24 protein-coding genes are annotated in these 24901 nt (G+C 62.4%); 12 read left to right on the top strand and 12 right to left on the bottom strand.

The features are described 5' to 3' along the window. Window positions 1-270: 270 nt before the first annotated feature. On the top strand, window positions 271-645 hold the full coding sequence (locus tag GNP00_RS23225; protein WP_343034320.1) for a TadE family protein: 375 nt from the start codon (window positions 271-273) through the stop codon (window positions 643-645). Continuing rightward, window positions 645-2360 (top strand): TadG family pilus assembly protein, encoded by a 1716-nt coding sequence (locus tag GNP00_RS00970; protein ID WP_011580682.1) that lies wholly within the window; start codon window positions 645-647, stop codon window positions 2358-2360. Before GNP00_RS23225 ends, GNP00_RS00970 begins: the two co-directional genes overlap by 1 nt. A 19-nt stretch (window positions 2361-2379) precedes the next feature. Here GNP00_RS00970 and GNP00_RS00965 read toward each other — a convergent pair whose 3' ends face one another. Continuing rightward, window positions 2380-3690 (bottom strand): DNA polymerase IV, encoded by a 1311-nt coding sequence (locus GNP00_RS00965; protein WP_011580683.1) that lies wholly within the window; start codon window positions 3688-3690, stop codon window positions 2380-2382. 74 nt (window positions 3691-3764) lie between these two features. Here GNP00_RS00965 and GNP00_RS00960 point away from each other — a divergent pair, with 74 nt between their 5' ends. Continuing rightward, window positions 3765-4340 carry a GNAT family N-acetyltransferase gene (locus GNP00_RS00960; RefSeq protein ID WP_041545272.1) on the top strand — a complete coding sequence of 192 codons (576 nt, stop codon included), beginning with the start codon at window positions 3765-3767 and terminating at the stop codon, window positions 4338-4340. A 112-nt stretch (window positions 4341-4452) separates the two neighbouring features. On the opposite strand, the gene GNP00_RS00955 is transcribed toward GNP00_RS00960, so the two are convergent. Further along, window positions 4453-4737, bottom strand: a complete 285-nt coding sequence (locus tag GNP00_RS00955) for a DUF3572 domain-containing protein (protein ID WP_011580685.1) — start codon at window positions 4735-4737, stop codon at window positions 4453-4455. 329 nt (window positions 4738-5066) lie between these two features. Between GNP00_RS00955 and GNP00_RS00950 the strand changes: the two genes are divergently transcribed. The 3 genes from GNP00_RS00950 (at window position 5067) to GNP00_RS00940 (ending at window position 7193) form a co-directional block, all read left to right on the top strand. Beyond that, complete coding sequence (locus tag GNP00_RS00950) at window positions 5067-5438, top strand: response regulator (RefSeq protein ID WP_011580686.1); 372 nt, start codon at window positions 5067-5069, stop codon at window positions 5436-5438. 40 nt (window positions 5439-5478) lie between these two features. Further along, entirely contained in the window at window positions 5479-6852 is a 1374-nt protein-coding gene (locus GNP00_RS00945; protein WP_011580687.1) for a PleD family two-component system response regulator, read from the top strand. Window positions 6853-6965: 113 nt separating this feature from the next. Then, complete coding sequence (locus GNP00_RS00940; RefSeq protein WP_157038049.1) at window positions 6966-7193, top strand: hypothetical protein; 228 nt, start codon at window positions 6966-6968, stop codon at window positions 7191-7193. A gap of 420 nt (window positions 7194-7613) precedes the next feature. On the opposite strand, the gene rpmG is transcribed toward GNP00_RS00940, so the two are convergent. The 9 genes from rpmG to GNP00_RS00895 all read right to left on the bottom strand — a co-directional run bounded on the left by rpmG (window position 7614) and on the right by GNP00_RS00895 (window position 18475). After that, a complete protein-coding gene (gene rpmG, locus GNP00_RS00935) occupies window positions 7614-7781 on the bottom strand; it encodes a 50S ribosomal protein L33 (protein WP_011580689.1) in 168 nt (55 codons plus the stop codon). Window positions 7782-7924: 143 nt separating this feature from the next. Beyond that, window positions 7925-8662 (bottom strand): NUDIX hydrolase, encoded by a 738-nt coding sequence (locus GNP00_RS00930; protein WP_041544651.1) that lies wholly within the window; start codon window positions 8660-8662, stop codon window positions 7925-7927. A 20-nt stretch (window positions 8663-8682) separates the two neighbouring features. Beyond that, complete coding sequence (locus GNP00_RS00925) at window positions 8683-9117, bottom strand: DUF983 domain-containing protein (protein ID WP_041544652.1); 435 nt, start codon at window positions 9115-9117, stop codon at window positions 8683-8685. After that, window positions 9117-11414, bottom strand: a complete 2298-nt coding sequence (rnr, locus tag GNP00_RS00920; protein WP_011580692.1) for a ribonuclease R — start codon at window positions 11412-11414, stop codon at window positions 9117-9119. Before rnr ends, GNP00_RS00925 begins: the two co-directional genes overlap by 1 nt. Before the next feature lie 5 nt (window positions 11415-11419). Next, window positions 11420-13969 carry a type I DNA topoisomerase gene (gene topA, locus GNP00_RS00915; protein WP_166015993.1) on the bottom strand — a complete coding sequence of 850 codons (2550 nt, stop codon included), beginning with the start codon at window positions 13967-13969 and terminating at the stop codon, window positions 11420-11422. 503 nt (window positions 13970-14472) lie between these two features. Next, window positions 14473-15609, bottom strand: a complete 1137-nt coding sequence (dprA, locus tag GNP00_RS00910; protein WP_011580695.1) for a DNA-processing protein DprA — start codon at window positions 15607-15609, stop codon at window positions 14473-14475. Further along, entirely contained in the window at window positions 15606-16211 is a 606-nt protein-coding gene (gene plsY / locus GNP00_RS00905) for a glycerol-3-phosphate 1-O-acyltransferase PlsY (protein ID WP_157038189.1), read from the bottom strand. The genes dprA and plsY overlap by 4 nt, the downstream gene beginning before the upstream one ends. 21 nt (window positions 16212-16232) lie before the next feature. After that, entirely contained in the window at window positions 16233-17519 is a 1287-nt protein-coding gene (locus tag GNP00_RS00900) for a dihydroorotase (RefSeq protein WP_011580697.1), read from the bottom strand. After that, window positions 17516-18475, bottom strand: coding sequence for an aspartate carbamoyltransferase catalytic subunit (locus GNP00_RS00895; RefSeq protein WP_011580698.1), 960 nt, complete (start codon window positions 18473-18475; stop codon window positions 17516-17518). The genes GNP00_RS00900 and GNP00_RS00895 overlap by 4 nt, the downstream gene beginning before the upstream one ends. Window positions 18476-18659: 184 nt before the next feature. Between GNP00_RS00895 and GNP00_RS00890 the strand changes: the two genes are divergently transcribed. Next, a complete protein-coding gene (locus tag GNP00_RS00890; RefSeq protein WP_011580699.1) occupies window positions 18660-20291 on the top strand; it encodes an acyl-CoA dehydrogenase family protein in 1632 nt (543 codons plus the stop codon). Window positions 20292-20303: 12 nt separating this feature from the next. Here GNP00_RS00890 and ruvX read toward each other — a convergent pair whose 3' ends face one another. Continuing rightward, window positions 20304-20786 carry a Holliday junction resolvase RuvX gene (ruvX, locus tag GNP00_RS00885; protein ID WP_011580700.1) on the bottom strand — a complete coding sequence of 161 codons (483 nt, stop codon included), beginning with the start codon at window positions 20784-20786 and terminating at the stop codon, window positions 20304-20306. Between the two features lie 70 nt (window positions 20787-20856). On the opposite strand from ruvX, the gene GNP00_RS00880 reads away from it, so the two are divergent. The 5 genes from GNP00_RS00880 (at window position 20857) to GNP00_RS00860 (ending at window position 24777) form a co-directional block, all read left to right on the top strand. Further along, on the top strand, window positions 20857-21561 hold the full coding sequence (locus tag GNP00_RS00880; RefSeq protein WP_011580701.1) for a metal-dependent hydrolase: 705 nt from the start codon (window positions 20857-20859) through the stop codon (window positions 21559-21561). An 86-nt stretch (window positions 21562-21647) separates the two neighbouring features. Further along, window positions 21648-21935, top strand: coding sequence for an Asp-tRNA(Asn)/Glu-tRNA(Gln) amidotransferase subunit GatC (gene gatC, locus GNP00_RS00875; protein WP_011580702.1), 288 nt, complete (start codon window positions 21648-21650; stop codon window positions 21933-21935). A gap of 4 nt (window positions 21936-21939) precedes the next feature. Beyond that, window positions 21940-22416 carry a GNAT family N-acetyltransferase gene (locus tag GNP00_RS00870; RefSeq protein WP_011580703.1) on the top strand — a complete coding sequence of 159 codons (477 nt, stop codon included), beginning with the start codon at window positions 21940-21942 and terminating at the stop codon, window positions 22414-22416. A gap of 10 nt (window positions 22417-22426) precedes the next feature. Continuing rightward, complete coding sequence (gene gatA / locus GNP00_RS00865; RefSeq protein ID WP_011580704.1) at window positions 22427-23908, top strand: Asp-tRNA(Asn)/Glu-tRNA(Gln) amidotransferase subunit GatA; 1482 nt, start codon at window positions 22427-22429, stop codon at window positions 23906-23908. 68 nt (window positions 23909-23976) lie between these two features. Then, window positions 23977-24777: a YdcF family protein gene (locus GNP00_RS00860; protein ID WP_011580705.1), complete on the top strand. Its 801-nt coding sequence runs from the start codon at window positions 23977-23979 to the stop codon at window positions 24775-24777. Window positions 24778-24901 lie beyond the last annotated feature (124 nt).

Here is a 24901-nt window from a genome sequence, read left to right as displayed (position 1 = left end):
TGCCCCAGGCATTCGCGTGAGCTCCATCTGCTGCGGCAGTGTTAATATTTCAGTTGAACGTGACTGTTAAGCTCCAGAAAGCGGGTTATCTGTCCGCCGACCTTGGGGAGGTCAGAAATGTGGGGCTGTTTTAGGGGCACTCTTTCCAGAAGAGCGCAAGAGTCTGCGCCGGGAAAAGATATAGGCGATCCTCGCGACTGCCGGCCGGCAGGCTTGGCCTGGAGAGGTCCGGCAACCGATCTTGGCCGGAACTGTCGAGGTTCGGCGGCCGTGGAGTTTGCGCTGGTCGCTCCGGTCCTCGTCCTCCTCTTTACGGGGATGATCGCATACGGCATCTATTTTGGGGCCATGCACTCGCTGCAGCAGTTGGCTGCGGATGCAGCCCGGGCCTCCCTTGCCGGGCTCAATGATGCCGAGCGGACAGACCTCGTCGCGCGTTTTCTCGACGAGAATGCAAGCGGCTATGCTTTCATCGATCCGCGCAAGCTCGACGTGGAGACCGTCAGCAATCCAACCGGCACGCAATTTGTCGTCCGCCTGCGCTACGACGCGAAAGACCTGCCAATCTGGACCTTGTTTAAAGATTTGCCTTTGCCCGGCAAGCAGATGTCGCGAACATCGACAATCAGGGTCGGAGGCATTTGATGATGGCCAGGATTGCCGGCAGGGCTGTCCAAGCCCTGAGGGATCGCTCCGGAAATGTGGCCGTCATGGCCGGGCTTCTTTTTCCCGTAATGCTTCTTGGGGCGGTTTTCGGCGTCGACCAGGGCTCTCTCTACCTTGAGCGCAGGGAAGCGCAGGCCCTGACGGACCTGGCAGCCGTTACTGCGGTGGCAAACATCTCTCGTGCAAACGCCGCAGCGGCTTTGACCATGGCCGATAACAGGCAAGGGAACGTGCAACTGATCGATCGGGCAACACTGTCCACACCGATGGCGGCAGGGACGGGTGCACAAATGCTCGTTGAACCCGGCCGATATAGCGCAGATCCCTCAACGGAATCGCCATGGCGATTCACGCCGGGGGCCGAGCCCGCCAACGCCGTGCGCGTGACCTTCCGAAAAAAGGGAAAGCTGTATTTCGGCGCAGGCTTCTTCGAGCCGCCGGTCATAACGACCACGGGCATCGCCGCGGCAAGGGCCGAAGCGGCATTTTCGATCGGATCGCGCCTGTTGAGCGCCAACACGGAGACGTCGATCCTGAACCCGGTCCTCGGTGAATTGCTGGGCGTGAAACTGAACCTCAAATTGATGGATTACGAGGCGCTGGCGAACGCCGATATCCAGGCGCTCACCTTTCTCGAGGAACTTGCAACGGAAATCGGTCTGACTGCCGGAACCTATGACGATGTGCTCGCGGCCGAGGTGACGCTGGGACAAGTGCTGCGCGCGGTCGCCGCCAGCACGAGCCACAGCGCGGCGCGTCAGTTCGTGCTGCAGCTTGCAAGCGGCACCAGGACCGGCAGCCTCAAGGTGCCGCTCTCATATCTGCTCGATCTCGGAAATCTCGGGCGGCTGGCAATTGGCGAGCAAGCGCCGGGAATCGAGGCCGTGATCGGTATCCTGGACCTGGTGAGCGCTGCAACCGCGGTGGCGAATCGAAACGAGCAGGTGAATGTCCAGCTCGGAGCGTTCTTGAACGTGGCTGGCGCCTCCGTAAAGATCGCGATCGGTGAGCCGCCGCTGAACACGCCCTGGTTTGCGGTGGGAGAAGCGGGAACCCTCGTGCGGACGGCGCAGACACGGCTCTATCTCGAGCTTAGCGTCAGTCTTCCGGGATTGGCGAACGCCAAATTGCCGCTCTATCTGGAGCTTGCCTTCGCCGAAGCCAAACTGCGCGAGGTGACATGTTCTCCAGGCGGCGTTTCGCGCGTCGCGATCGATGCGCGCCCCGGCATCCTTGAAGCCTGGATTGGCCAGGTCGACCCATCGCAGCTCAAGAGGTTCGACCGCAAACCAACGGTACAGGAGGTGCAGTTGGCGACGGTCAACCTGCCGCTCCTGCCAACTATAGCGGTCAAGGGGAGGGCACACCTTCAGACGGCGGACGAAACTGCACAAACCTTGATCTTCGATAAGCGGGAGATCGAAGGACGCGTTCTGAAGACGGCCTATTCCACGACCCTTGCCGGCCCGTTATTCTCGTCGCTTCTCGGCAATCTCAAGTTCAATACGGAACCGAAGATTCTAGGCGGTGTCATCGACCCGGTTCTGACAGGCCTCTCCCAGACGCTTGCGGGCTTCGGTAGCGTCATCGATCCGATCCTCTTCAATGTTTTGACGGCGCTCGGCGTCCGTCTGGGCGAGGCCGATATCCGCGTGAATGGAGCGTCATGCAGCCGAGCAACGCTCGTCAACTAAGGTCCTTCCGCCCGGGCGGTCACTCCTCGATTTCCGGCTCCGGCCGCGAACGGCGGAAGCGGCCGAAGGTGTAGCCCATCTCGACCGCCTGATTTCCAAACTTCGCCCTGAGCGCATCGATCGCGCCCTCTGCCAGCGCCCGCTTATGGGAAAGGCGGTCGACAAGGTCCGGCGGGTCGGCTTTGGCGGCGTCCGTCAGATCGCTGACGCCGATGCCGATCAGGCGGAAGAACGTGCCGTCCGCCTCGCGCTTGAGCATGTCCAATCCCGTGGAAAAGATCCGGTCGGCAAGACGAGTGGGATCGGCAAGCTGCCGGTTGCGCGTACGGATGCGGAAATCAGCCGTTTTCAGCTTCAGAACCACGGTCCGTCCTGCGATGCCCGCCTTCTTTAGCCGCGTGGAAACACGTTCACTTAATGCTCGAAGAACCGGCACCAACTCCTCGAAAGAAGAGATATCTTTGTCAAAGGTGGTTTCGGACGAAACGCTCTTTGCCTCGTTGCGCGGCTGAACGGCTCGCGCATCTTCGCCGCGCGAGAGCCGGTAGAGCCGGTCGCCCATGATGCCGTAGCGGCGCATGAGATCGCCGCGTTCCATGTGCTGCAACTGGCCGATGGTGCGGATGCCATCGGCGGCAAGCGTGGCCGCGAAGGCCTTGCCGACGCCCCAGATCGTGGTGACCGGCTGCCCGGCGAGGAAGGAGAGCGCTTCCGCCCGGCCGATGACGGAAAAGCCGCGCGGCTTGTCGAGATCGGAGGCGACCTTCGCCAGGAATTTGCAATAGGATAGGCCGACCGAGACGGTGATTCCGATCTCCCGTTCCACTTCCCTGGCGAAACGCGCCAGCACGAAAGCGGGCAAGGCGCCATGCAGCCGCTCGGTGCCTGCGAGGTCGAGGAAGGCCTCATCGATCGACAGCGGCTCCACCATAGGGGTGAGCGCCTGCATCATTTCGCGGACCTCTCGTCCCACGCGCACATATTTTTCCATGTCCGGCTTGATGACAATCGCGTGAGGACATGCCTCCAGCGCTTTGAACATGGGCATGGCCGAGCGCACGCCATGAATGCGGGCGATGTAGCACGCGGTAGAAACCACGCCGCGCTTGCCGCCACCGATGATCACTGGCTTGTCGCGCAACTCCTGATTGTCTCGCTTCTCGACCGCGGCATAGAACGCGTCGCAGTCGACATGGGCGATTGAAAGGCTGCAAAGCTCCTCGTGCCGCACCATGCGAGGGCTGCCGCACGCCTTGCAGCGCCGCTCGCCAACTCCGGCACCGGTAAGGCAATCGCGGCAGAGGCTTTGCAGAGGAGCGTTGACAGCCATGGATCATTATGGGAACATAAGAAGAACAAAATCATAGAACAATGCGCATTGCCATACAAGCGGTGGAGAGAAACGTGACGGTCACCATCGTCCCGTTGGTGCCGGATCTCTGGCCGGCATTCGAGGATCTGTTTGGGAAGCAGGGCGCCTGCTACGGCTGCTGGTGCACCCATTACCGCCTGCCGCCGGCATCGCGGCGCCAGAACACGGGCGAGCGGAAGAAAGATCATATGCGGGCGCGGGTGGAGGCCGGCCCGCCGCCCGGGCTGCTGCTCTTCGAGGCGGAAAGGGCGGATGGCTGGATGCAAATTGGGCCACGCCTCGATATACCCGAATGGAACAACGGCGGCCGTGTCTCAGCGCCCGCGGAGGATGCGCCGGCCGACGATCCGTCGGTCTGGGCCATATCCTGTTTCTTTATCCGCACAGCCGCCCGCCGGCGCGGTCTAACCCACCAGCTCGTGAGGGCAGGGGTGGACTATGCCCGCGCAAACGGAGCGCGGCTCTTGGAAGCCTGTCCGATACGGGAATCGAAGGATTCGCGGTCGGTCGGGCTTTGTGTCGGCTCGCAGCGTGTATTCGAGAAGGCGGGGTTCACCACCATCGTGGAACGCAAGGCGGGGCGGCCGCTGATGCGCATCGCATTTTAAACAGAATTGGCAGAGGCGGGAAGAAATGGAAGCACGATGGTTGGAGGTGCGTTTGATGGCCTGCTCGCGCGCGGTGCGCTCGGCCGCGGGATCCGATGCCCCCGCGGTGGGATTATGGCTGAATGTCCCAGCGCTCCTCGCCAAAGGGGAGGGTCCTTAAAGCAGTGCTCACATCCCGGGGTTCAAAGCCCTTCGCTTCGCTGAAAGCGGCAAGGGTGGGTTCATGTGCCATCACGAATTGGAGAACGCCGGCGAGGAAACCCGGTTCTTGCGCGGCTTCACGGATCTGGTTCGCTTCGATGCCGGTGATCGCAAGAAAGCGCGGCAGAAGCTGCGGGTCACCGGCAATGAAGGTCAGCGCCTGAACGGCAATGGTTTCGGCTTGCTCGGGACTCATAAAACTCTCCTTCGGCGCAAGTCGGCAATTCGGTCGGGGTGGAACGTGTTTAACCGGGATTTTTGATCCGGTCCACGCGCGTCCTCGCGCATGGATGTCATCGGCACCAAATAGCGGCGCCGAGTTTGGGTGAAGCCCGCGAAATGGCGGCTCGGCAGTGTCTATGAGGATGCCAATTCCGCCAAGTGGGTGCGGCTCGGAAGGCCTATGGAACATCGATGGAATTTGAGCGCGATAATTTTTTCATTCGTAAAGCAAATTGTGCCAAAACACCCTATAAAGGGCCATTCCGGAGCTTCCTCCGGGGCGGTTATCGTCGTGGGGTATCGATGCCGAAAAAAGTCATGATCGTCGAGGACAACGAGCTCAATATGAAGCTCTTCCGCGACCTCATCGAGGCCAGCGGCTACGAAACCGTACGCACGCGCGACGGGCTGCAGGCGTTGGACCTTGCCCGCCGGCACCGGCCGGATCTCATCTTGATGGATATCCAGTTGCCCGAGGTCTCCGGGCTCGAAGTCACGAAATGGCTGAAGGAGGATGACGAGTTGCACTCCATCCCGGTGATCGCGGTGACCGCCTTTGCCATGAAGGGAGACGAGGAGCGCATACGCCAGGGGGGATGCGAAGCCTATATTTCCAAGCCGATCTCGGTGCAGAGCTTTATCGAGACAATCAAATCCTATCTCGGGGACGCCTGATGCGCGCCCAGACTTATTCCAGCGAGAGCGACCGAGCGCTATGACTGCCCGTATCCTTGTGGTGGATGATGTTCCTGCCAATCTGCGCCTGCTGGAGGCACGGCTCCTCGCCGAATATTACGACGTGGTGACCGCCCGTTCGGGACCGGACGCCATCGATATCTGCGAATCAAGCAAGATCGACGTTGTGCTCCTGGACGTGATGATGCCGGGAATGGACGGCTTCGAGGTCTGCCGGCGCTTGAAAGCCGATCCGCTCACGACGCATATCCCCGTGATCATGATCACCGCGCTCGACCAGCCGTCGGATCGCGTCCGCGGCTTGGAGGCCGGAGCCGATGATTTTCTGACGAAGCCAGTCAACGACCTGCAGCTTCTGACGCGTGTAAAGAGCCTAACCAGGCTCAAGGCATTGACGGACGAGCTCAGGCTGCGCGCGGCTACGACGCGCAACATCGGCATTGAGCAGCTGCTGCAGAAGAAGAGTGTCGATGACGAGGAAAAGCCTTCGGTGCTCCTCATCGATGAGGATAAAGCTGCCGGCAGGCAGCTTGCCAGAATGCTGCAGGATCATTTTGCGCTGGATGCCGTCGACGACCCGCAGGAAGGCTTGGTTCGCGCCGCCGAAAGGTCTTACGAGTGCATCATCGTATCGAGCAGCTTTGTTGCCTATGACCCGCTGCGGCTGTGCTCGCAGCTAAGGGCGATGGACCGCACGCGGCTCGTTCCCATCATCCTCTTTGCGGGCGAGGGCGATGAGACAGTGATCATTCGCGGGCTCGAACTGGCGGTGAATGATTATGTGCTGCGCCCGGTGGAACGGCAGGAACTGATCGCGCGGCTGCGCACGCAGATCCGCCGCAAGCGATACAATGACAGCCTGCGCTCCAGTGTCGCCCAGACTGTGGAAATGGCGATCACCGATCCGCTGACCGGCCTTCATAACCGGCGGTATCTTGATAGTCACCTTCAGAGCCTTTTCGACCGCGCGGAGGCCAGGCGCCGTCCGCTTTCGGTCATGATCGTCGATATCGACCGCTTCAAGTCAATCAACGACACCTACGGACATGATGGCGGTGACGCGGTATTGCGCGCGGTGGCCGCGCGGCTGCGCCGGAGCCTGCGTGGGATCGATCTCGTGTGCCGTTACGGCGGTGAAGAATTCGTGGTTGTGATGCCGGAAACGGAACTTTCGATCGCAGAGCGCGTCGGCGAGCGCATCAGGCAGCAGATCGCCGAAGGCGCTTTTTTGCTGGGCGATTCAGCCGGTGCCATTTCTGTCACGGTCAGCATAGGGGTGGCGGCGCTTCTCCAGCCGCAGGATACCGTGGAGGCGCTGATGAAGCGCGCTGATATGGCGCTTTATGAGGCGAAGTCGAGCGGTCGCAATCGGGTGGTCGCACCGGCTGCCTGATCCATAACCGCGCCGGTTCTTAACGGCATTGCGGGCTGGCAAATCAAGCCGAAATGCGTCGGCGTCAGCGGCCAAGTTTCCGAGATGAAGCCCCTGAAGCGCCGCGGCGTCCTTTGGAGCTTTTCACATCTGTATTGAACCATTTTGCCGAAGCCGGTTTGGCTCAAGGCCAGGGATTTGGCGAGGGGGCACTTATCGGCGTATTGTCGAGCCAAAGCCCGATGGAACTGGGTCAAACAGCCCCCACGTTTCCGGCGGGCGCCACTTTGTCGGCCGGCTGGCTGATGTCCAGCATCGCGCTGCGCCGGCCTTACACCATGCTCTCCGAAAGCCGACCTTGACTGTCGAGCCAATCCGCCAACTCGCGTTTCAGGCGAAGGCTGTAGGGAGGCCGTTTACCTTAACGTGAAACAAATCCCGGCCAAGGTTAAGTTACTGTTGATTTTCGTTAAAAGTTGCGTAAATCTCGCAACCACTGGTGGGTGGCTGGACATAATGTACGGTTGCCGCTCAAATACCCCATGATGCTCAGGTCCGCCGCATCTCCTGGGTCCGTGGGGTTGGCCGGTTGGTGCTGGTGTTAGTGGCCTCCTCGTACCGCAGCCAGTTGCCAGCCGGCCCCCAACAGCGCGCCAATCTGCCCTCTCATCTTTTCAATCTTGCTTCGAAGCAACTGCCGGAAAGATCGGGTTGCACCCGGAAAATCCTGATAACAAAAACGGCGCCCCGAGGGCGCCGCTCGACGCGCAGAAAAACGAAGCTTACTTGATCTTCGTTTCTTTGAACTCGACGTGCTTGCGCGCGATCGGATCGTATTTGCGCTTGGTCATCTTGTCCGTCATCGTGCGGCTATTCTTCTTGGTCACGTAGAAGAAGCCGGTATCGGCCGTCGACAGGAGCTTGATCTTGATGGTCGTGGCCTTGGCCATGTCACTTTTCCGTTTCTGGTGATGATCGGCGGCCTGACGGCTGTCGCGGCAGGGCGCTTTGAAAAACTGGCGGCAGACATAACGGCCGCACGTCAAAAGTCAAGTCCGGCGCCGTCATCGCGGACGATGAACGGCAAGGACCGTCAAAGTATAAGCCTCTCAACGCGTTTGCCGCGGACAAAATAGAACGGCACGCCGGCACCTGGCGAAAGCTGCGGGTCGGCCGCGAGCCGTTTTTCCAGATCGTCGAGAACGGTTCGGGTGATGTTCGGGATTTCGAGCTGCATCGCCTCACGAATGGGAACCCAGGCGATTTCCTCCAGCTCATCCGTCGGGCTTTCGGCAAGCTCGACGGCCACATGGTGACGCCAGGCGGCGAGAAAGCGCGTGTCGAAGCGACGCACGCGTCCAGGTGGCGTGATTGCACGGGCGATGAAACGAAGGCCATCGAGTGAAGGGCAGACTCCGTTCGCAACGAAGCCTTGCCAATGCGGGCTTCTGGAAGAGAAAGGCGCTTCCTGCCCTATGAGCAGCCCCGCCTCCTCATAGGTCTCGCGAATGGCCGAGAGCGCGATGGCCTTGGCTCGCGTGGCCGTCGCACGGGACGACACACTGATGAGCTTGACCTCCTCTTCCGGATGAAGGCCGCTTGCGACCGCGATTCGGCCATCGGCCGGATCGGTCCGCCCGCCAGGGAAGACAAAGCGGCCTGGCATGAATTTGTGGCGCCGGTGGCGTCTGCCCATGAGGACGAGGTATTTGCTGCCTCGCCGATCGATAAGGATCAAGGTGGCCGCATCGCGCGGACGCAACGGCTTGGCGCGAGGTGCCGTTCCTATGGCTTCAGCCGCGTCCACCTCGGCCCTTGTTAGATCTTCCATTCGCTGCATGGCGCCGCAGCCTAGATTTCGGGCTTTGTTTCGAGAATTTCCTTCTCTTCGCCGAAGCCGTGCATTCTCAAGGCCCATTGCAGGCCGACAACGGCACCCTTGACGGGGCCGAGCAACAGCAGCGACATGATGACGGTGATCGGCGCCCAAATGGCGAGATGCAGCCAAAGCGGCCATTCGGTCGCCGCCTCGACACCCATGAATGCCCCCACGACCACATGACCGACGATGACGATCACCAGATAGGCTGGCAGGTCGTCCGCACGGTGGTGGATCATCTCCTCGCCGCATTCGGAGCAGCGATCCACCGTCTTGAGGAAGGAGCGGAAGAGGCGCCCCTTGCCGCAATGGGGGCATTTGCCCTGGAACCCGCGCCACATGGCGCGGACAACAGACCGATCGTGCTGTTTCGCATGGGCGCCGCCGCCGAAAACCTGTTCTTCCATCATCGTCTCCTGCCCCTAACCGTGGAGCGGCTTGGGCGTTTCTGGTTCCGGGCCGATCCGCGTCTCGCCTTATGGAAAGATTTGGAGGAACCGGGCAGGCGGGTGGGGCTGGTCAGGACTTCAAAGCGCATGGCACCCGCAAGCGGTGCTACTTCTAGCAGACGAACATCCACGCTGTCGCCGAGCTGATAGCCGCACCCACTGCGCTGCCCGACGAGCGCATGGCGCACCTCGTCAAAGATATAGTAGTCGTCCCCCAGCGACGAAACGGGAACGAAGCCGTCCGCGCCGTATTGAGGCAGGAGCACGAAGAGCCCGGCCTTGGTGACGCCCGAAATCCGCGCGGAAAATTCCTCGTTGATGCGGCCCGCCAGATGCTCGGCGATAAGGCGGTCCACCGTCTCCCGCTCGGCTGCCATGGCGCGTCGTTCGGTCGCCGAGATGAGAGCGGAAACTTCCTCCAGCCGCTCCTCGTCCGCCTCCCTCAAGCCGTCCGGCCCGAAATTCATCGCCGTGATCAAAGCCCGATGCACGATGAGGTCCGCGTAACGGCGGATCGGCGAGGTGAAATGCGCATAGCGGCGCAGGTTGAGCCCGAAATGGCCGATATTCTCGCGGGCATAGATCGCCTGGCTTTGCGAGCGCAGCACCACCTCGTTGACGAGCTGCTCCTGCTCAGTGCCCGCCACATGCGCGAGGATGCGGTTGAACTGCGCCGGCCTCAACGCCGCTCCATGCGCCAGCGAGATTTCCAGGGAGCCAAGGAACTCGCGCAGCGATTCCTGCTTTGCAAGGGAAGGGGCGTCGTGAACGCGGTAGACGAGCGGCTGGCGGACCGATTCCAGTGTTTCAGCCGCCGCCACATTCGCCTGGATCATGAACTCTTCGATGAGCTTGTGCGCATCGAGGCGCGGCGGCACCACCACGCGATCCACCGTGCCATCGGGCTTCAGGATGATTTTCCGTTCAGGCAGGTCCAGTTCCAGCGGCTCGCGCGCTTCCCTGCCGCGCTTGAGCACCGAATAGGCATTCCAGAGCGGGCGAAGCACCGGTTCAAGCAGCGGCCCTGTCTTGTCATCCGGCCGTCCGTCGATCGCCGCCTGGGCCTGTTCGTAGGAAAGGCGCGCCGCGGAGCGCATCATGACACGATGAAAAGAGTGCCCGATCTTGCGGCCGCCCGAGGTAAAGCGCATGCGCACGGCAAGCGCGGGCCTGGCTTCCCCTTCGCGCAGCGAGCACAGGTCGTTCGATATGCGCTCGGGCAGCATCGGCACGACGCGGTCGGGGAAATAAACCGAATTTCCCCTGTTAAGCGCCTCGCGGTCGAGCGCGGAGTCGGGCCGCACATAGCAGGCAACGTCGGCGATCGCGACGGTTACCACCACGCCGCCCGGATTCTTCTCATCCGTGTCGGCCTCGGCATAGACCGCATCGTCATGGTCCTTGGCGTCGGCCGGATCGATGGTCACAAGCGGCAGCTTGCGCCAATCCTCACGTCCTTCAAGCGTGGCCGGCTTGACGCTTTCGGCCTCTTTCACCACGCTTTCCGGAAAAATGTGGGGGATCTCGTGGGCATGGATGGCGATCATCGAGACCGCCTTTTCCGTCGTGATTGACCCCACCACCTCCAGCACCCTCGCGCGCGGCAGGCCGTAGCGCCCTTGCGATAGCGGCTCCACCTCTACGAGATCGCCACTTTTCGCGCCCTTGCGGGAAGCCTCATCCACGACCAGCTCGGGCTGGCGGCGCTCCACCGGCTCTATGCGGAGGGTACCATCAGGCATTTCACGGAAGACCCCGAGCACTGCCCGCCGGCGCTTTTCGAAAAGCTTGACCACCCGGCCGGTATAGGCCGGGCCGCCTTCCTCCTTGCTCGCAAACACGCGGGCGAGCACACGGTCGCCCACGCCGGCTGCGGGGGAGCGGCCGCCCCGCTGCGGGCGGATGGAAACGAGCGGGATGGGACCGTCCTCATCCTCCAGTTCAGCCGGCCGCGCCAGGAGCCCTCCTTCCGCATCCCGCGAGAAAATGTCGAGGACGACCATCGGGGGAAGGGAGCCCGGCCGGGAGAGCCGACGGCGCTTCTGTTTCAGAAGCCCGTCATTTTGCATGTCCCTCAGCATCTCCTTTAGCCAGATGCGGTCGCCGCCCTTCAGCGAAAATGCCTTGGCGATCTCGCGCTTTCCGGCCTGGTCGGGATTTTCGCTGACGAAGCGCAGGATCTCTTCGCGCGAAGGCAGGTGAGGATTGGCGGAAGCACCTTCCCCTCCTGCCGCTTTCGAGTTCTTGCGCGCCAAATCCGTCAGCTCCTCGCCTTGCTTTTCGCCGGCTTCTTGCCCGTCTTTCCCGCCTTGGCAGCGAGGAGTTCCAGCGCCTCCTCGCGGGTCAAAGACATCGGATCCTTGCCCTTGGGCAAAGTAGCGTTCACCTTGCCGACATTGACATAGGGCCCGAAGCGGCCGTCACGCACGGTAATCACTCCACCGTCCGGATGTTCCCCGAGCTCCTTCAAAGCGGCCGGTTTTGCGCGGGCGCCGTTGGTCTTCGCCTGCTTTTCGGCCAGCAGCGAAACAGCGCGGTTGAGGCCGACCGAGAACACATCTTCGACCGTCTCCAGATTCGCATATGTACCGTCATGCAGCAGGAAAGGCCCATAGCGGCCGATGCCGGCGGAAATCATCTTGCCGGTTTCCGGATGCTTGCCGACATCCCGCGGCAGTGAAAGCAGGGCGATGGCCTTCTCATGGTCGAGATCTTCAGGCGTCCAGCCTTTGGGCAGGCCCGCTCGCTTGGCGTCTTTCCCTTCGCCCCTTTGGACGTAAGGCCCGAAGCGGCCGGACCGCAGCGTGATCTCTTCGCCGGTGAAGGGATCGGTGCCCAGCACCTTGTTCCCATTGAGGCCTGCTTCCGCCTCGCCATTTTCCGCCGGGTTCTCGCCAAGCTGGCGCGTATAGTCGCATTCCGGGTAGTTGGAACAGCCGACAAAGGCACCGTATCGTCCAAGCTTCAGTGAAAGCTTGCCGGCTCCGCATTTGGGGCAGATGCGCGGATCGCCACCATCCTCACGCGTCGGAAAGACGAGCGGCGCCAGTTCCTCGTTCAGGGCGTCGAGCACATCGGTAACGCGCAGCTCCTTGATATCCCCGACGGCGGCGGAAAAGTCCTTCCAGAAATCGCGCAACACCTGTTTCCACGAAAGCTTACCGTCCGAGATTTCATCCAGCTTTTCCTCAAGGTCGGCCGTGAAATCATATTCCACATAACGGCGGAAGAAGTTCTCAAGGAAAGCCGTAACGATACGGCCCTTGGCCTGCGGTACGAGCTTGCGCCTCTCATTGGAGACATAGCCGCGATCGTCCAGCGTCTTCAGGATAGCCGCATAGGTGGAGGGCCGGCCGATGCCGAGTTCCTCGAGCTTCTTGATAAGCGAAGCTTCCGAATAGCGCGGCGGCGGCTCGGTTGTGTGCTTGGTGACATTGACCGAGTTGCGCTTCAGCGCCTCGCCGCTGTTGATCTCCGGAAGGCGACGGTCCTCCTCGTCCTGGGAGTCCTCGTCCTTCACCTCGGCATAGGCCGCAAGAAAGCCGTCAAAGCGGACGACGGAGCCCACCGCCCGTAGTCCCGCCGCGCGGCCAGCGCCCGAAGCCTCGATCTCGACAGTGGTCCGCTCGATCTCCGCCGCCTCCATCTGGCTGGCGATGGCGCGCTTCCAGATCATCTCGTAAAGCCTGGCCTGGTCGGAATCGAGGTATTTGCGCACCTCGTCCGGCGTGCGGGAGAAGTCGGTCGGGCGGATCGCCTCGTGCGCTTCCTGCGCGTTCTTGGCCTTGCTCGAATAATGGCGCGGCTTTTCGGGCAGGTATCGCGGGCCGAAAGTGTTGGATACGGCGGAACGGGCCGCTTCGATGGCCTCGGGCGCCATCTGCACCCCATCCGTACGCATATAGGTGATGAGGCCGGTGGTTTCCCCGCCGATCTCGACGCCTTCATAGAGCCGCTGGGCGACCTGCATGGTGCGCGAGGCAGAAAAGCTCAGCCGTGAGGAGGCGGCCTGCTGCAGCGTGGATGTTGTGAACGGCGGGCCAGGGTTGCGGCGCGTCGGCTTCGCCTCGACCGAAAGCACCCGATAGGCCGCACCGTCGAGCAGCGCCTTGATCGAGTCCGCTTCTTCCTGACTTTTGATGTCGAGCTTCTGCAGCCTCTTGCCGTCCAGCGTGGTAAGCCGGGCCTCGAAGCTATCGCCACGCGGCGTGTCGAGAAGGGCGGCGATCTGCCAGTAATCCTCGCGCACGAAGCGCTCGATCTCCGCCTCGCGGTCGCAAACGAGGCGCAGCGCCACGGACTGGACGCGGCCGGCCGAGCGGGCGCCCGGCAGCTTGCGCCAGAGGACCGGAGAAAGCGTGAAGCCCACGAGGTAATCGAGCGCGCGACGGGCGAGATAGGCGTCTACCAGCGAAGCGTCGACCTCGCGCGGGGAGGCCATCGCGTCGAGGATCGCTTTCTTGGTGATGGCGTTGAAGACCACGCGGCGGACCGGCTTGTCCTTGAGCGCCCGCTTCTGGCGCAGAACTTCCAGAACATGCCAGGAGATGGCTTCGCCTTCGCGGTCGGGGTCGGTGGCGAGGATCAGGCCGTCGGCGTCCTTGACCGCCTTTGCAATGTCGGCAAGCCTCTTGGCCGAGGGGCTGTCGACCTCCCAGGACATGGCGAAGTCTTCTTCCGGGCGGACGGAGCCATCCTTAGCCGGGAGATCGCGGACATGGCCGAAGGAAGCCAGGACCTTGTAATCCTTCCCCAGATATTTGTTGATAGTTTTCGCCTTTGCAGGCGATTCGACGACGACGACATCCATTTCGCTGGCAATACCTTGGTTAAATGCCGCGGTCTGCGCCGCGGTTGGCCCCGAATACGGCGATCCGGCAGCACGTGACATGGCCGCGCTTGTCGCTGCGGTCAAGGCCCCCCGGTGAAATTGCGATATTCGGCACCGGCGGTGTCAATCGGGCTGCATGGCCTTCCAGCCCTTTATTTCAACATAACGGCCGGATGTGCTCGCCTTGAATAAAAGGCGAGCGACTGGGGAGCACGGACGGAGATGAAGGGGTGGTGTCACAAATCCCGATGGGGTGGGGCAGCCCATTGCGAGTAAGCGAAAAGGAGCGAGACCGCATGGGACCGTCGCATACAAACCAACGGGCCGAAACGTTGGAATATATACAGGAGATACTGGAACAGCTCTGCCTTTTGGCACGGCAGCAGGATTGCGAGTTGCTTGGCTATCTCATCGAGATGGCAACGATAGAGACCGGTGACCTGCTTCGGGCCAGCCAGGAGCCTTCTTTAAGCGCGGACGGTTCAAGACTCCGGCGGTAGAAGCGAGACCTTGCCTCCGGCATGGCGTTCGAGCCTGCCGGCAAGGTCCAGTTCCAGCAGAACGAGGAGAACCTGCGCCGCGGGCAAGCCGGTGTGATGGATAATCTCATCCACGGCGACGGGAGCGGCGCCCAACGCTTGGAGAATAAGGCTCCGCTCGTTCTCACCGGGATCGGGGGTAGCAGAAAGATCGGGCGTTTCTTCCAGGTCCGCCGTCGACGGCGGCAATCTGCCGATGAGCGGCGCGACGGCGGTCAGTATGTCCCCGCTCTCGGTAACGAGGATGGCGCCTTCCTTCAGAAGTTTGTTGGTGCCCGCCGCACGGGGATCGAGGGGCGAGCCGGGGATGGCAAAGACGAGCCGCCCCATCTCGTTGGCGAGCCGCGCGCTGATCAGAGATCCGGAGCGGTGTGCCGCCTCCACCACCAGGAGCCCATAGGAAACGCCGGCGACGAGGCGGTTGCGACGGGGAAAATCCCGTGCTCGCGGCGCCCAGCCGAACGGCATTTCCGTCAGCACCACGCCGCGTTCCCCGATCGCGCGGAAAAGCCCGTCGTTCTCGGGCGGGTAGGGGCGGTCAAGGCCGCCGGCGAGAACCGCCACAGTGCCCGTCTCTAGGCTTCCCTGATGGGCGGCGGCATCGATCCCGCGTGCGAGCCCCGAGGCGATGACATAGCCGGCGCGGCCGAGCTCGATCGCCATGCGCTGCGCCAGCTTGACGGCGGCGAGCGAGGCGTTGCGGGCACCGACGATGGCGAGCATCGGCTGGCGCAGCAGATTGAGATGCCCCTTCGCGGCGATGATCGGCGGAGGATTGTCGACAGCCGCCAGAAGCGGGGGATAGTGGGCTTCGCCAAGCGCGATGAATTGCGCGCCCATGCGGGCCGCTGCCGCGATTTCCGCGTCGATTTCCTCTTCCGAGCGGATCCTGACCTGCCGCGCGCCGCCGCGGCGGGCAAGCTCGGGCAGTGCTTTCAATGCCTCCTCAGCCGAACCGAACCGGTTGATCAGCATCCGGAAGGTGGCAGGCCCGACATTCTCCGTGCGGATGAGGCGCAGCCAGGCCTGGCGCTGCCGGTCATCCAGTTTCGGGCCGCCCGCCGGCGGCGCAGCGGTCATCCCTTCGCTCCGATGCGCGATTCGTTCCCCTGTATCAGCCGCTGGATATTGGCCCGGTGCTTCAGAAAGACGAGAAGGCTGAGGACGGTGAAAAGCTGCGCGGGCAGCAAATACCCCATCAGGTAAAGCGCGAGCGGCACGCAAATCGCCGCCACCAGGGCGGCGAGCGACGAATAGCGGGTGACGAAGGCAATCAGAAGCCAGGCGATAGCAAAGACCAGCGCTCCCGGCCAGGCAATCGCGACGAGCACACCGAGATAAGTCGCGACGCCTTTGCCGCCCCTAAAGCCGATCCAGACGGGAAAGAGGTGGCCGAGAAAAGCGCCTAAACCGGCCGCGACCGCGGCTTCCTGGCCGTAAACGCCCGCCAGCAGCACGGCTGCGGTCCCCTTGAGGGCGTCGAGGAGAAGCGTAAGCGCGGCGAGGCCCTTCCGGCCCGTTCGAAGCACATTGGTCGCCCCAATATTGCCGGACCCGATCTTGCGGACATCTCCAAGACCCGCCGCGCGTGTGATGATGACGCCGAAGGGGATTGAGCCGAGAAGATAACCCCAAAGAACCGCGGCCAATAATAGTGGCAGCGAAGCCGACCAGCCCGTCATATCCATTCGCCCTCCCCAGAATCAGGTTGTGAATACTGTGGAGCCTGCAACCATGGTTTGCAATACTCGGCCTTGCATCCGCGCCTCCTCGAAGGAGGTGTTCTTCGAGAGCGAGCGGATATTTTCCTCTCGCACGATCCATGGCGCATCGAGGTCGACAAGAATGAGATCGGCCGGCGCACCCGGCTTCAAACTTCCCCCCGGCAGGCCGAAGAGGCGGGCGGGTGCAGTAGACAGCGCCTCGACAAGGCGAAGAAGCGGCACATCGCCGGAATGGTAGAGCCGCAAGGCGGCCGAAAGAAAAGTTTCGAGCCCGATTGCACCGACCGCGGCGTCGGAAAAAGGAAGACGCTTCGTGTCCACGTCCTGCGGGTCGTGAGCCGAATGGATCACGTCGATGGTCCCGTCCTTGACGGCTTCGACCATCGCCAGGCGATCTTCTTCGCAGCGTAGCGGAGGCGAGAGCCGGAAGAAGGTCCGGTATTCGCCCACATCGTTCTCGTTCAGGCAGAGATTGTTGATGCTGACCCCAGCCGTGGCCCGCGTGCCCTCGTCCTTTGCGCGTTTGACCGCCGCCGACGACATGGCGGTCGAAATCTCGGCGGCGTGATAGCGGCTCTGGGTGAGGGCGGCCAGCATCAGGTCACGGCTCAGCGGAATGGCCTCGGCCTCGCGAGGAATGCCGGGAAGGCCCAGCCAACTTGCAAGCAATCCTTCGTTCATGACGCCAGAGGAGCCGAGATCCGGGTCCTGCGTCGAATGGGAAATCACCATGTCCATGTCGCGCGCATAAGTAAGCGCCCGGCGCATGACGAGGGAATCTGCGATCGTGTGGCGGCCTTCAGTGACCATTACCGCGCCGGCATCGCGCAGCAGGCCAAACTCGCTCATTTCGTGTCCCGCCAGCCCCTTCGTGATGGCGGCGGCGGGGAAAATATTGACACAGGATGTCTCCCGCGCGGTCCGCAGCACGAATTCCACCAGCGCCACATCATCGATCACGGGCGAGGTGTCCGGCATCATGATGATGGAGGTTACGCCGCCCGCCGCGGCTGCGCGGCCCGCCGAGGCGATGGTCTCGCGGTGCTCCGCACCGGGTTCGCCGATGAAGACGCGAGAATCAACAAGACCGGGGAGAATGGCCTTGCCGCCGCAGTTGACCACCGAGGCGCCGTCGGGATGTCCCTGATTTTGTGCGGACGCGCCGGAGGCGACGATGTTTTCGCCATCGACGATCAGCGTGCCGATTTCGTCGAGACCGCGCGAGGGGTCGACCAGGCGTGCGTTGGTGAAGACGGTGACGCTCATGCTCCGTCCCCGTTGCGGCGCGGATCGAGCAGGGCTTCCATCACCGCCATGCGTACGGCAACGCCCATCTCCACCTGTTCCTGGATCACGCTTTGCGGACCGTCAGCCACTTCCGAAGCGATCTCGACTCCGCGGTTCATCGGTCCGGGATGCATGACCAGCGCATCCTCCTTGGCGGCTTTGAGCTTTTCGGCATCGAGGCCGAAGAAGCGGAAATATTCCCGCACGGAAGGCACGAAGGTGCCGGCCATGCGCTCGCGCTGGAGCCTCAGCATCATCACAACATCGGCCCCGGCAAGCCCTTCGCCCATTTTCGTGAAGGGCTCGACCCCCATCTGGCCGATGCCGGAGGGCAGAAGGGTGGAAGGGGCAATGACGCGCACACGCGCGCCGAGCGCGTTGAGAAGAAGGATGTTTGATCGCGCGACGCGCGAGTGGAGAACGTCACCGCAGATCGCGACGACGAGCCCAGCGATGCTGCCTTTCTTGCGGCGTATGGTGAGCGCGTCGAGAAGGGCCTGCGTGGGGTGTTCATGCGCGCCGTCGCCAGCATTCACCACCGAGCAGCCTACCTTCTGCGCAAGCAGCGCCGCCGCGCCCGCCGCGGAATGGCGAACCACAAGGATATCAGGCCGCATGGCGTTGAGCGTCATCGCCGTATCGAGAAGCGTCTCGCCCTTTTTGGTCGAGGAGCTTGCGACCGACATGTTCATGACATCGGCTCCAAGCCGCTTCCCCGCCAGCTCGAAGGAAGACTGGGTCCGGGTGGATGCCTCAAAGAAGAGATTGATCTGGGTGCGCCCGCGCAAGGTGGCGAGCTTCTTTTCCGGCCGCCGCGAGATCGCAACGGCAGCGTCGGCCCGCTCGAGCAGGAGCTCGATATCGGCGGGCGAAAGGCCCTTGATGCCCAGGAGGTGGGGGTGAGGGAAGAGGGGAAAGCCCGGCGCGTCAGTCATCTTGAAGCGCTGCTATAGGCCCGCAGCGCCCGGGCCGCAAGCACCGAAAACCCTGTGCGCAGTTTCTTCCCGCCATTTTGTGCGGGAAAGAAAAAGAGATAAGGCATTCTGTTGACATGGACCATATATCAGAATCGGCCGTTTCTTTCATAACATCCGGGTTCGCCGCCTCGGAGGAGGTGTCATGAAGAATGAAGAGGTGCTGAACCAGCCGCCGCCGATAAGCGGCACGAACGCGTGGCGCGGCGATCCCTTGCTGGTGCAGCTTTGTGAGCGTTTCTCCGAGCCCGTCCGAAAGGACGTTGAGCAGCTCGGCCGTTTCGTGCGGACGCAAGAAGCGCAAGAGCTGGCGCGGCTCGCAAACACCGAGCTCCCCGTTCTCAAGACCCATGACCGATATGGCTTCCGCGTGGATCAGGTGGAATATCATCCCGCCTATCACGCCTTGATGCGGCGGTCCGCAAGTGCGGGCCTCCATTCCTCCATCTGGGAGGACGGTGAGGACGAGAAGGGCCAGCGTCATCAGGCGCGGGCAGCGCGATTCTATCTGACGGCGCAGCTGGAATGCGGCCATCTGTGCCCGATGACCATGACGAGTGCGGCTCTCGCCGCGCTCATGTCAAACCCGGCGCTTTTCCGCGCCTGGGCGCCACGTGTGATCGCGCGCAAATATGACAACGCTAACAGGCCCGCCGCCCAGAAGCAGGGCGTCACGCTCGGCATGGGCATGACGGAAAAGCAGGGCGGCACCGATGTGCGCGCGAATACGACCAGAGCCGAACCGGCCGGAGAAGGGCTTTATCGTCTCAACGGCCACAAGTGGTTCATGTCCGCGCCCATGAGCGACGGATTCCTGGTTCTGGCACAGGCGGAGGAGGGCCTTTCCTGCTTTCTGCTGCCGAGGGTCACCGATGACGGCGCGACCAACGGCTTTCGTTTTCAAAGGCTGAAAGACAAGCTCGGCAACCGTTCGAACGCCTCCTCGGAGGTCGAATTCGAGGGAGCGCTCGGCTATCTCGTCGGCGAGCCCGGCGCGGGCATACGCACCATCATGGACATGGTCACGCTGACGCGGCTCGACTGCGCGCTTGCCTCTTCAGGGCTGATGCGGGCGGCGCTCGCAGAGGCGGTGCATCACGCGCGGCACCGCAGCGTTTTCGGCAAGGCGCTCTTCGAGCAGCCGTTGATGAACCGGGTGTTGGCCGATCTCGCGCTCGATGTGGCGGCCGCCACCGCGCTTGCGTTCCGGCTGGCGCGCTCCTTCGATGAGGCGGCGAACGGCCGTGCCGAGGCCGCCTATGCCCGCGTGATGACGCCGGTCACAAAATACTGGGTGTGCAAGATCGCGCCCGCGGTGATCTATGAGGCCATGGAATGCCTGGGCGGCAACGGCTATGTGGAGGAGGCGCCACTCGCCCGCTATTACCGCGAAGCACCGGTGAATGCGATCTGGGAAGGTTCGGGCAATGTGATGGCGCTGGACGTGCTGCGTGTCTTGTCACGCAATGCAGGGCTGTTCGACGACGTTCTTCAGGGAATGGCCGCGGATCTAGGCCCGGCGGGAAGCGGCACGGTCGAAGTGCTCTCGGCGGCCATGCGCGTGTGCGAAAGCGACGAAGGGGCAGGGCGGATCCTGACGGAACAACTGGCCCTGGCTGCGGCAGCGGCCGAGCTGAAGCGGCTCGGAGCGGGGCAGGTGGCTGACGCCTTTATAGAGACACGACTTGCCGGCCAATGGCGCGGCACCTACGGAATGCTCGATGCGCGATATGATGCGGTAGCCATCCTGGATATGCTCTACCCCGAGGCGATGTGAGCGCCTTGGCTTCTACCCGCCGGGGTCCGCACGCAAGGCCTGAAGGCGGTCGAGCGCGCCCTGCAGGATGAAGGCCGCCGCCGCTGAATCGATGCGTTGCGCGCGTTTGGCCCGCGAGACATCCATCTCGATCAGTGCCCGCTCGGCCGCGACCGTGGAAAGACGCTCGTCCCAGAAGGCGAAGGGCAGTTTTGTCAATGGCTGGAGGTTGCGCACGAAGGCGCGCGTGGACTGGGCACGGGGGCCCTCGCTGCCATCCATATTGATGGGCAGGCCGACAATGACGCCGCCGGCATTCTCGCGGGAAAGAAGATGAAGGAGCGCCTTCGCATCCTCCTGAAACTTCTTGCGCGGGAGATACGCGCGCGGCGTGGCGAAGGAAAGGCCAAGATCGGAAATCGCAACGCCGATCGTTTTCGTGCCGAGGTCGAGCCCAGCGAGCGGCCGGCCATAGGCCCTGGCCTTTTCCAGTTCCTCAATGGAAACAACGCTCACGCCGGTATCCCTGATTTGACACGATCTCTTCCCGTTTTATCCTTTGCGCAAACCATCGAGGAGTCCCGGCATGAAAATAACCTGGTATGGCCATTCCGCTTTCAGGATTGAGGCGGGCGGCGCCAAAATCCTCATCGATCCTTTCCTTTCCGGCAATCCCACTTGGAAAGAGGGCTGGGAAGGACCCGCCGAGGGCGTCACGCACGTTCTTCTGACCCACGGCCACGGCGACCACTTGGGAGACACGCTGGACATCCTGAAGAAGACAGGAGCCATGCTGGTCGCAAATGCCGAGATCAGCAGCTATTACGGCGCTCAAGGCGTTGAGGGCAGCAGGATCAACCCCGGCAATCACGGCGGCACTGTGGATTGCGGCGGGTTCACCACAACCTTCGTGAACGCGCTGCACTCGTCCTCCTTCACCAAGGACGGCAGCAACATTTATCTCGGCAATCCTCACGGCCTCGTGCTGCATTTCCCGAGCGACAAGACCGTCTATCACATGGGGGATACCGATATTTTCGGCGATATGGCCCTCATCGAGGAGCTCCACCAGCCGCAGATCGGCCTTGTGCCCATCGGCGACCGCTACACGATGGGCGGCGCCGTCGCGGCGCTCGCCTGCCGCCGCTTCTTCCGCTTCGAGGCTGTCATCCCCTGCCACTATGGGACCTTTCCGATCATCGATCAGACCGCCGAGAAGTTCATCGAGGGCATGGAAGGCGCTGAGACGAAGGTGTTGACGCCGCCCCCCGGCCAGGAGGTTGATCTATAGCAGAGCGAATGCCGCGAAGCTGTTGCGCATGGCGCCGGGCGCGACTATAGCCCTGTGCCAAGGATTTCCCGTGCAAGGAAGAAGGCATGTCCGTCGACATCGACACCGTGAAACGTGTGGCCCGGCTGGCGAGGATCGCCGTGGACGAGGAAGATGCAAGCCGCATGACCGGCGAGCTCAACGCCATCCTCGGCTTTGTCGAGCAGTTGAACGAGGTGGACGTTACGGGTGTCGAGCCGATGACCTCCGTTATCCCCACGACCATGAAGATGCGGGTCGATGAGGTGACGGACGGGAGCAAGGCCGAGGATATCGTCGCAAATGCGCCTCAGACCGAGGAGCACTTTTTCCTCGTGCCGAAGGTGGTGGAGTAGCCGGATGGCATTGACCATAACGGCTGAGACGCCGTTGCAGGACGATGTGCGGGCGCTGATCGAGGAATTGAACGAAACCTTGCTCGCGCTGACGCCAGCCGAATTCTGCTTCCATATGACAGTGGAGCAGATGACCGGGCCTGCGACGACGCTGTTTGTGGTGCGGGACGAGGGCCAGGCGGTGGCCTGCGGCGCACTGCACCGGCACCCGGGCGGCATCGCCGAGGTCAAGCGCATGTATACGAGGCTTTCTCACCGCGGGCGCGGCATCGGCGGCATGGTCGAGCAACAGATCGAAGCTCTGGCGCGCGAGGAAGGCTTCGCCAAGCTGGTTCTGGAGACCGGGGATCGGCATCCGGCCGCCTGGGCGATCTACGAGCGCGCGGGCTTCACCCGCTGCTGCCCCGTGCTCGATTATCCTGACTCTCAATGGTCCGTCTTTTACGAAAAAAACCTCTCCGCACAATCCGCGGCTGCCTGAACGGAAGAATATGACCGAGCTTACGAAACTCACCATTTCGGAAATCCGAGCCAAACTGGCCGACAAGGAGTTCACGGCGCTGGAATTGACGGAGGCGTATCTTTCGGCAATCCAAACGGCGAATGAGAAGCTGAACGCCTATATCACGGTGACGGCGGACAAGGCGCGGGAGATGGCCAAGGCTTCGGACATGCGCCTCATGCAGGGCGGCGCGCGGCCGCTTGAAGGCGTGCCTCTCGGAATCAAGGACCTTTTCGCCACGGAAGGCGTGCACACCCAGGCCTGCAGCCACATTCTCGATGCGTTCAAGCCCCGTTACGAATCGACTGTCACGACCAATCTCTGGGCCGATGGCGCAGTGATGCTCGGCAAGCTCAACATGGACGAGTTCGCCATGGGCTCCTCCAACGAGACTTCTTACTACGGCCCGGTGGTAAACCCTTGGCGCGAGGAAGGCGGCAACAAGGATCTCGTGCCCGGCGGCTCTTCGGGCGGCTCGGCCGCGGCGGTTGCGGCCTGGCTTTGCGCGGGAGCCACCGCGACCGATACGGGCGGGTCGATCCGGCAACCGGCGGCCTTCACCGCGACGGTGGGCATAAAGCCCACTTATGGGCGCTGCTCGCGGTGGGGGATCGTCGCCTTCGCATCCTCGCTGGATCAGGCGGGGCCGATCGCGCGCGATGTGCGGGACGCGGCAATCCTTCTGAAGTCCATGGCCTCGGTCGATCCCAAGGATACGACGTCGATCGACATCCCCGTGCCGGATTACGAGGCCGCGATCGGCCAGTCGGTGAAAGGGCTGAAGATCGGCATTCCGAAGGAGTACCGGGTCGAAGGCATGCCGGCCGAGATCGAGGCGCTTTGGCATAAAGGAATCGAGTGGATGCGCGATGCCGGCGCCGAGATCGTCGATATCTCTCTGCCGCACACGAAATACGCGCTGCCGGCCTATTATATCGTCGCGCCGGCGGAGGCTTCGTCAAACCTGGCGCGCTATGACGGCGTGCGTTACGGGCTGCGGGTGCCTGGCCGCGACATCACCGAGATGTACGAGAATTCGCGGGCGGCGGGCTTCGGTCGCGAGGTCAAGCGGCGCATCATGATCGGCACCTATGTGCTGTCTGCCGGTTATTACGATGCCTATTACCTGCGCGCGCAGAGGGTGCGCACGCTGATCAAGCGCGATTTTGAGCAGGCCTTCGAGGCGGGCGTTGATGCGATCCTCACACCGGCGACCCCTTCGGCGGCGTTCGGCATTGCCGACCAGGAAATGAACGCGGATCCTGTGAAGATGTACCTGAACGACATTTTCACCGTGACGGTGAACATGGCGGGCCTGCCAGGCATCGCCGTACCGGCGGGGCTCGATTCCAGGGGCCTGCCGCTCGGACTTCAGCTCATTGGCCGCGCCTTCGACGAGGAGACGCTGTTCCGCACGGCTCACATAATCGAGCAGGCCGCGGGTAAATTCGAGCCGAAGCGCTGGTGGTAATTGCGCCCGAGGTGACGCTGGGGCGTACTCTCGAGCACGATCTTCGTGATTCGGCTTGAGGGCGAAATATGTTCCACCTGGCCTCCGCCATTTTTTGGGCGTTGGTGCAACCGTTCAATCTTGTGGGCCTGCTGATCGCGGCAGCGCTTATCGCCGCGATTTTTCGCTGGCGGAAGCTTTCAATCACCTTCGGCGTCTTCGCTTTTCTTGTTGTCGCTCTGGCCGGCTGGACCACCTTCGGCGCAATGCTTCTCCATCCATTGGAGAGCAGGTTCGCACGTCCCGACCCGGCGCCGCAGCATGTGGACGGGATCATCGTTCTGGGCGGCGGCTTCGAAGGCGCGGTCAACCTTGCGCGTGGCGGCTATGAGCTTAACGACAGCGGTGATCGCTTTGTCGAGGCAGCCATTCTCGCGCGGCGATATCCCGAGGCGCGGCTTATCGTTTCCGGCGGTTCCGGATCGGTCTTCCTGCCCGGAGAGGGAGACGCGGACACCGCGCCTCGGCTGTTGACCGCCCTGGGCGTGGCGCCCGAGCGCATCGAACTCGATAACCGGTCGCGGGACACGTTCGAAAACGCAAGGTTTTCCATGTCCATGGCCGAACCCGGCCCTGATGAGACATGGCTGCTGGTCACTTCTGCCTTCCATATGCCTCGCGCGGTGGGCGCTTTCCGGCAAGCGGGCTTTCCCATCCTGCCATGGCCGGCAGACTACAAAACCACCGGTCGCGAGAAACCGGGGCTGACGGATGACAACGTGCTCGATTCGCTGCGCAACACCAGCATCGGCATTCGGGAATGGGTAGGCCTGCTTGCCTATAGGATGGTCGGGCGGAGCGACAGCATTCTGCCAACAAGAGCGCCTTAGATCCTGCCACATTTCAGCCTTCATTGTTGAAAAGTCACTAACCGCATTTGTTGTATAAGCTGTTGAATTCCCAGCGATCGCGATTATATTTTGATCATGTACAGCCGTCTGGTGCCAAGCTCCT

The organism is Chelativorans multitrophicus, from assembly GCF_011317445.1.
GTDB classification, from domain to species: Bacteria; Pseudomonadota; Alphaproteobacteria; order Rhizobiales; family Rhizobiaceae; genus Chelativorans; species Chelativorans multitrophicus.
The sequence above is the reverse complement of the archived record's forward strand: the minus strand, read 5'-3'. Positions and strand labels throughout refer to the sequence as shown.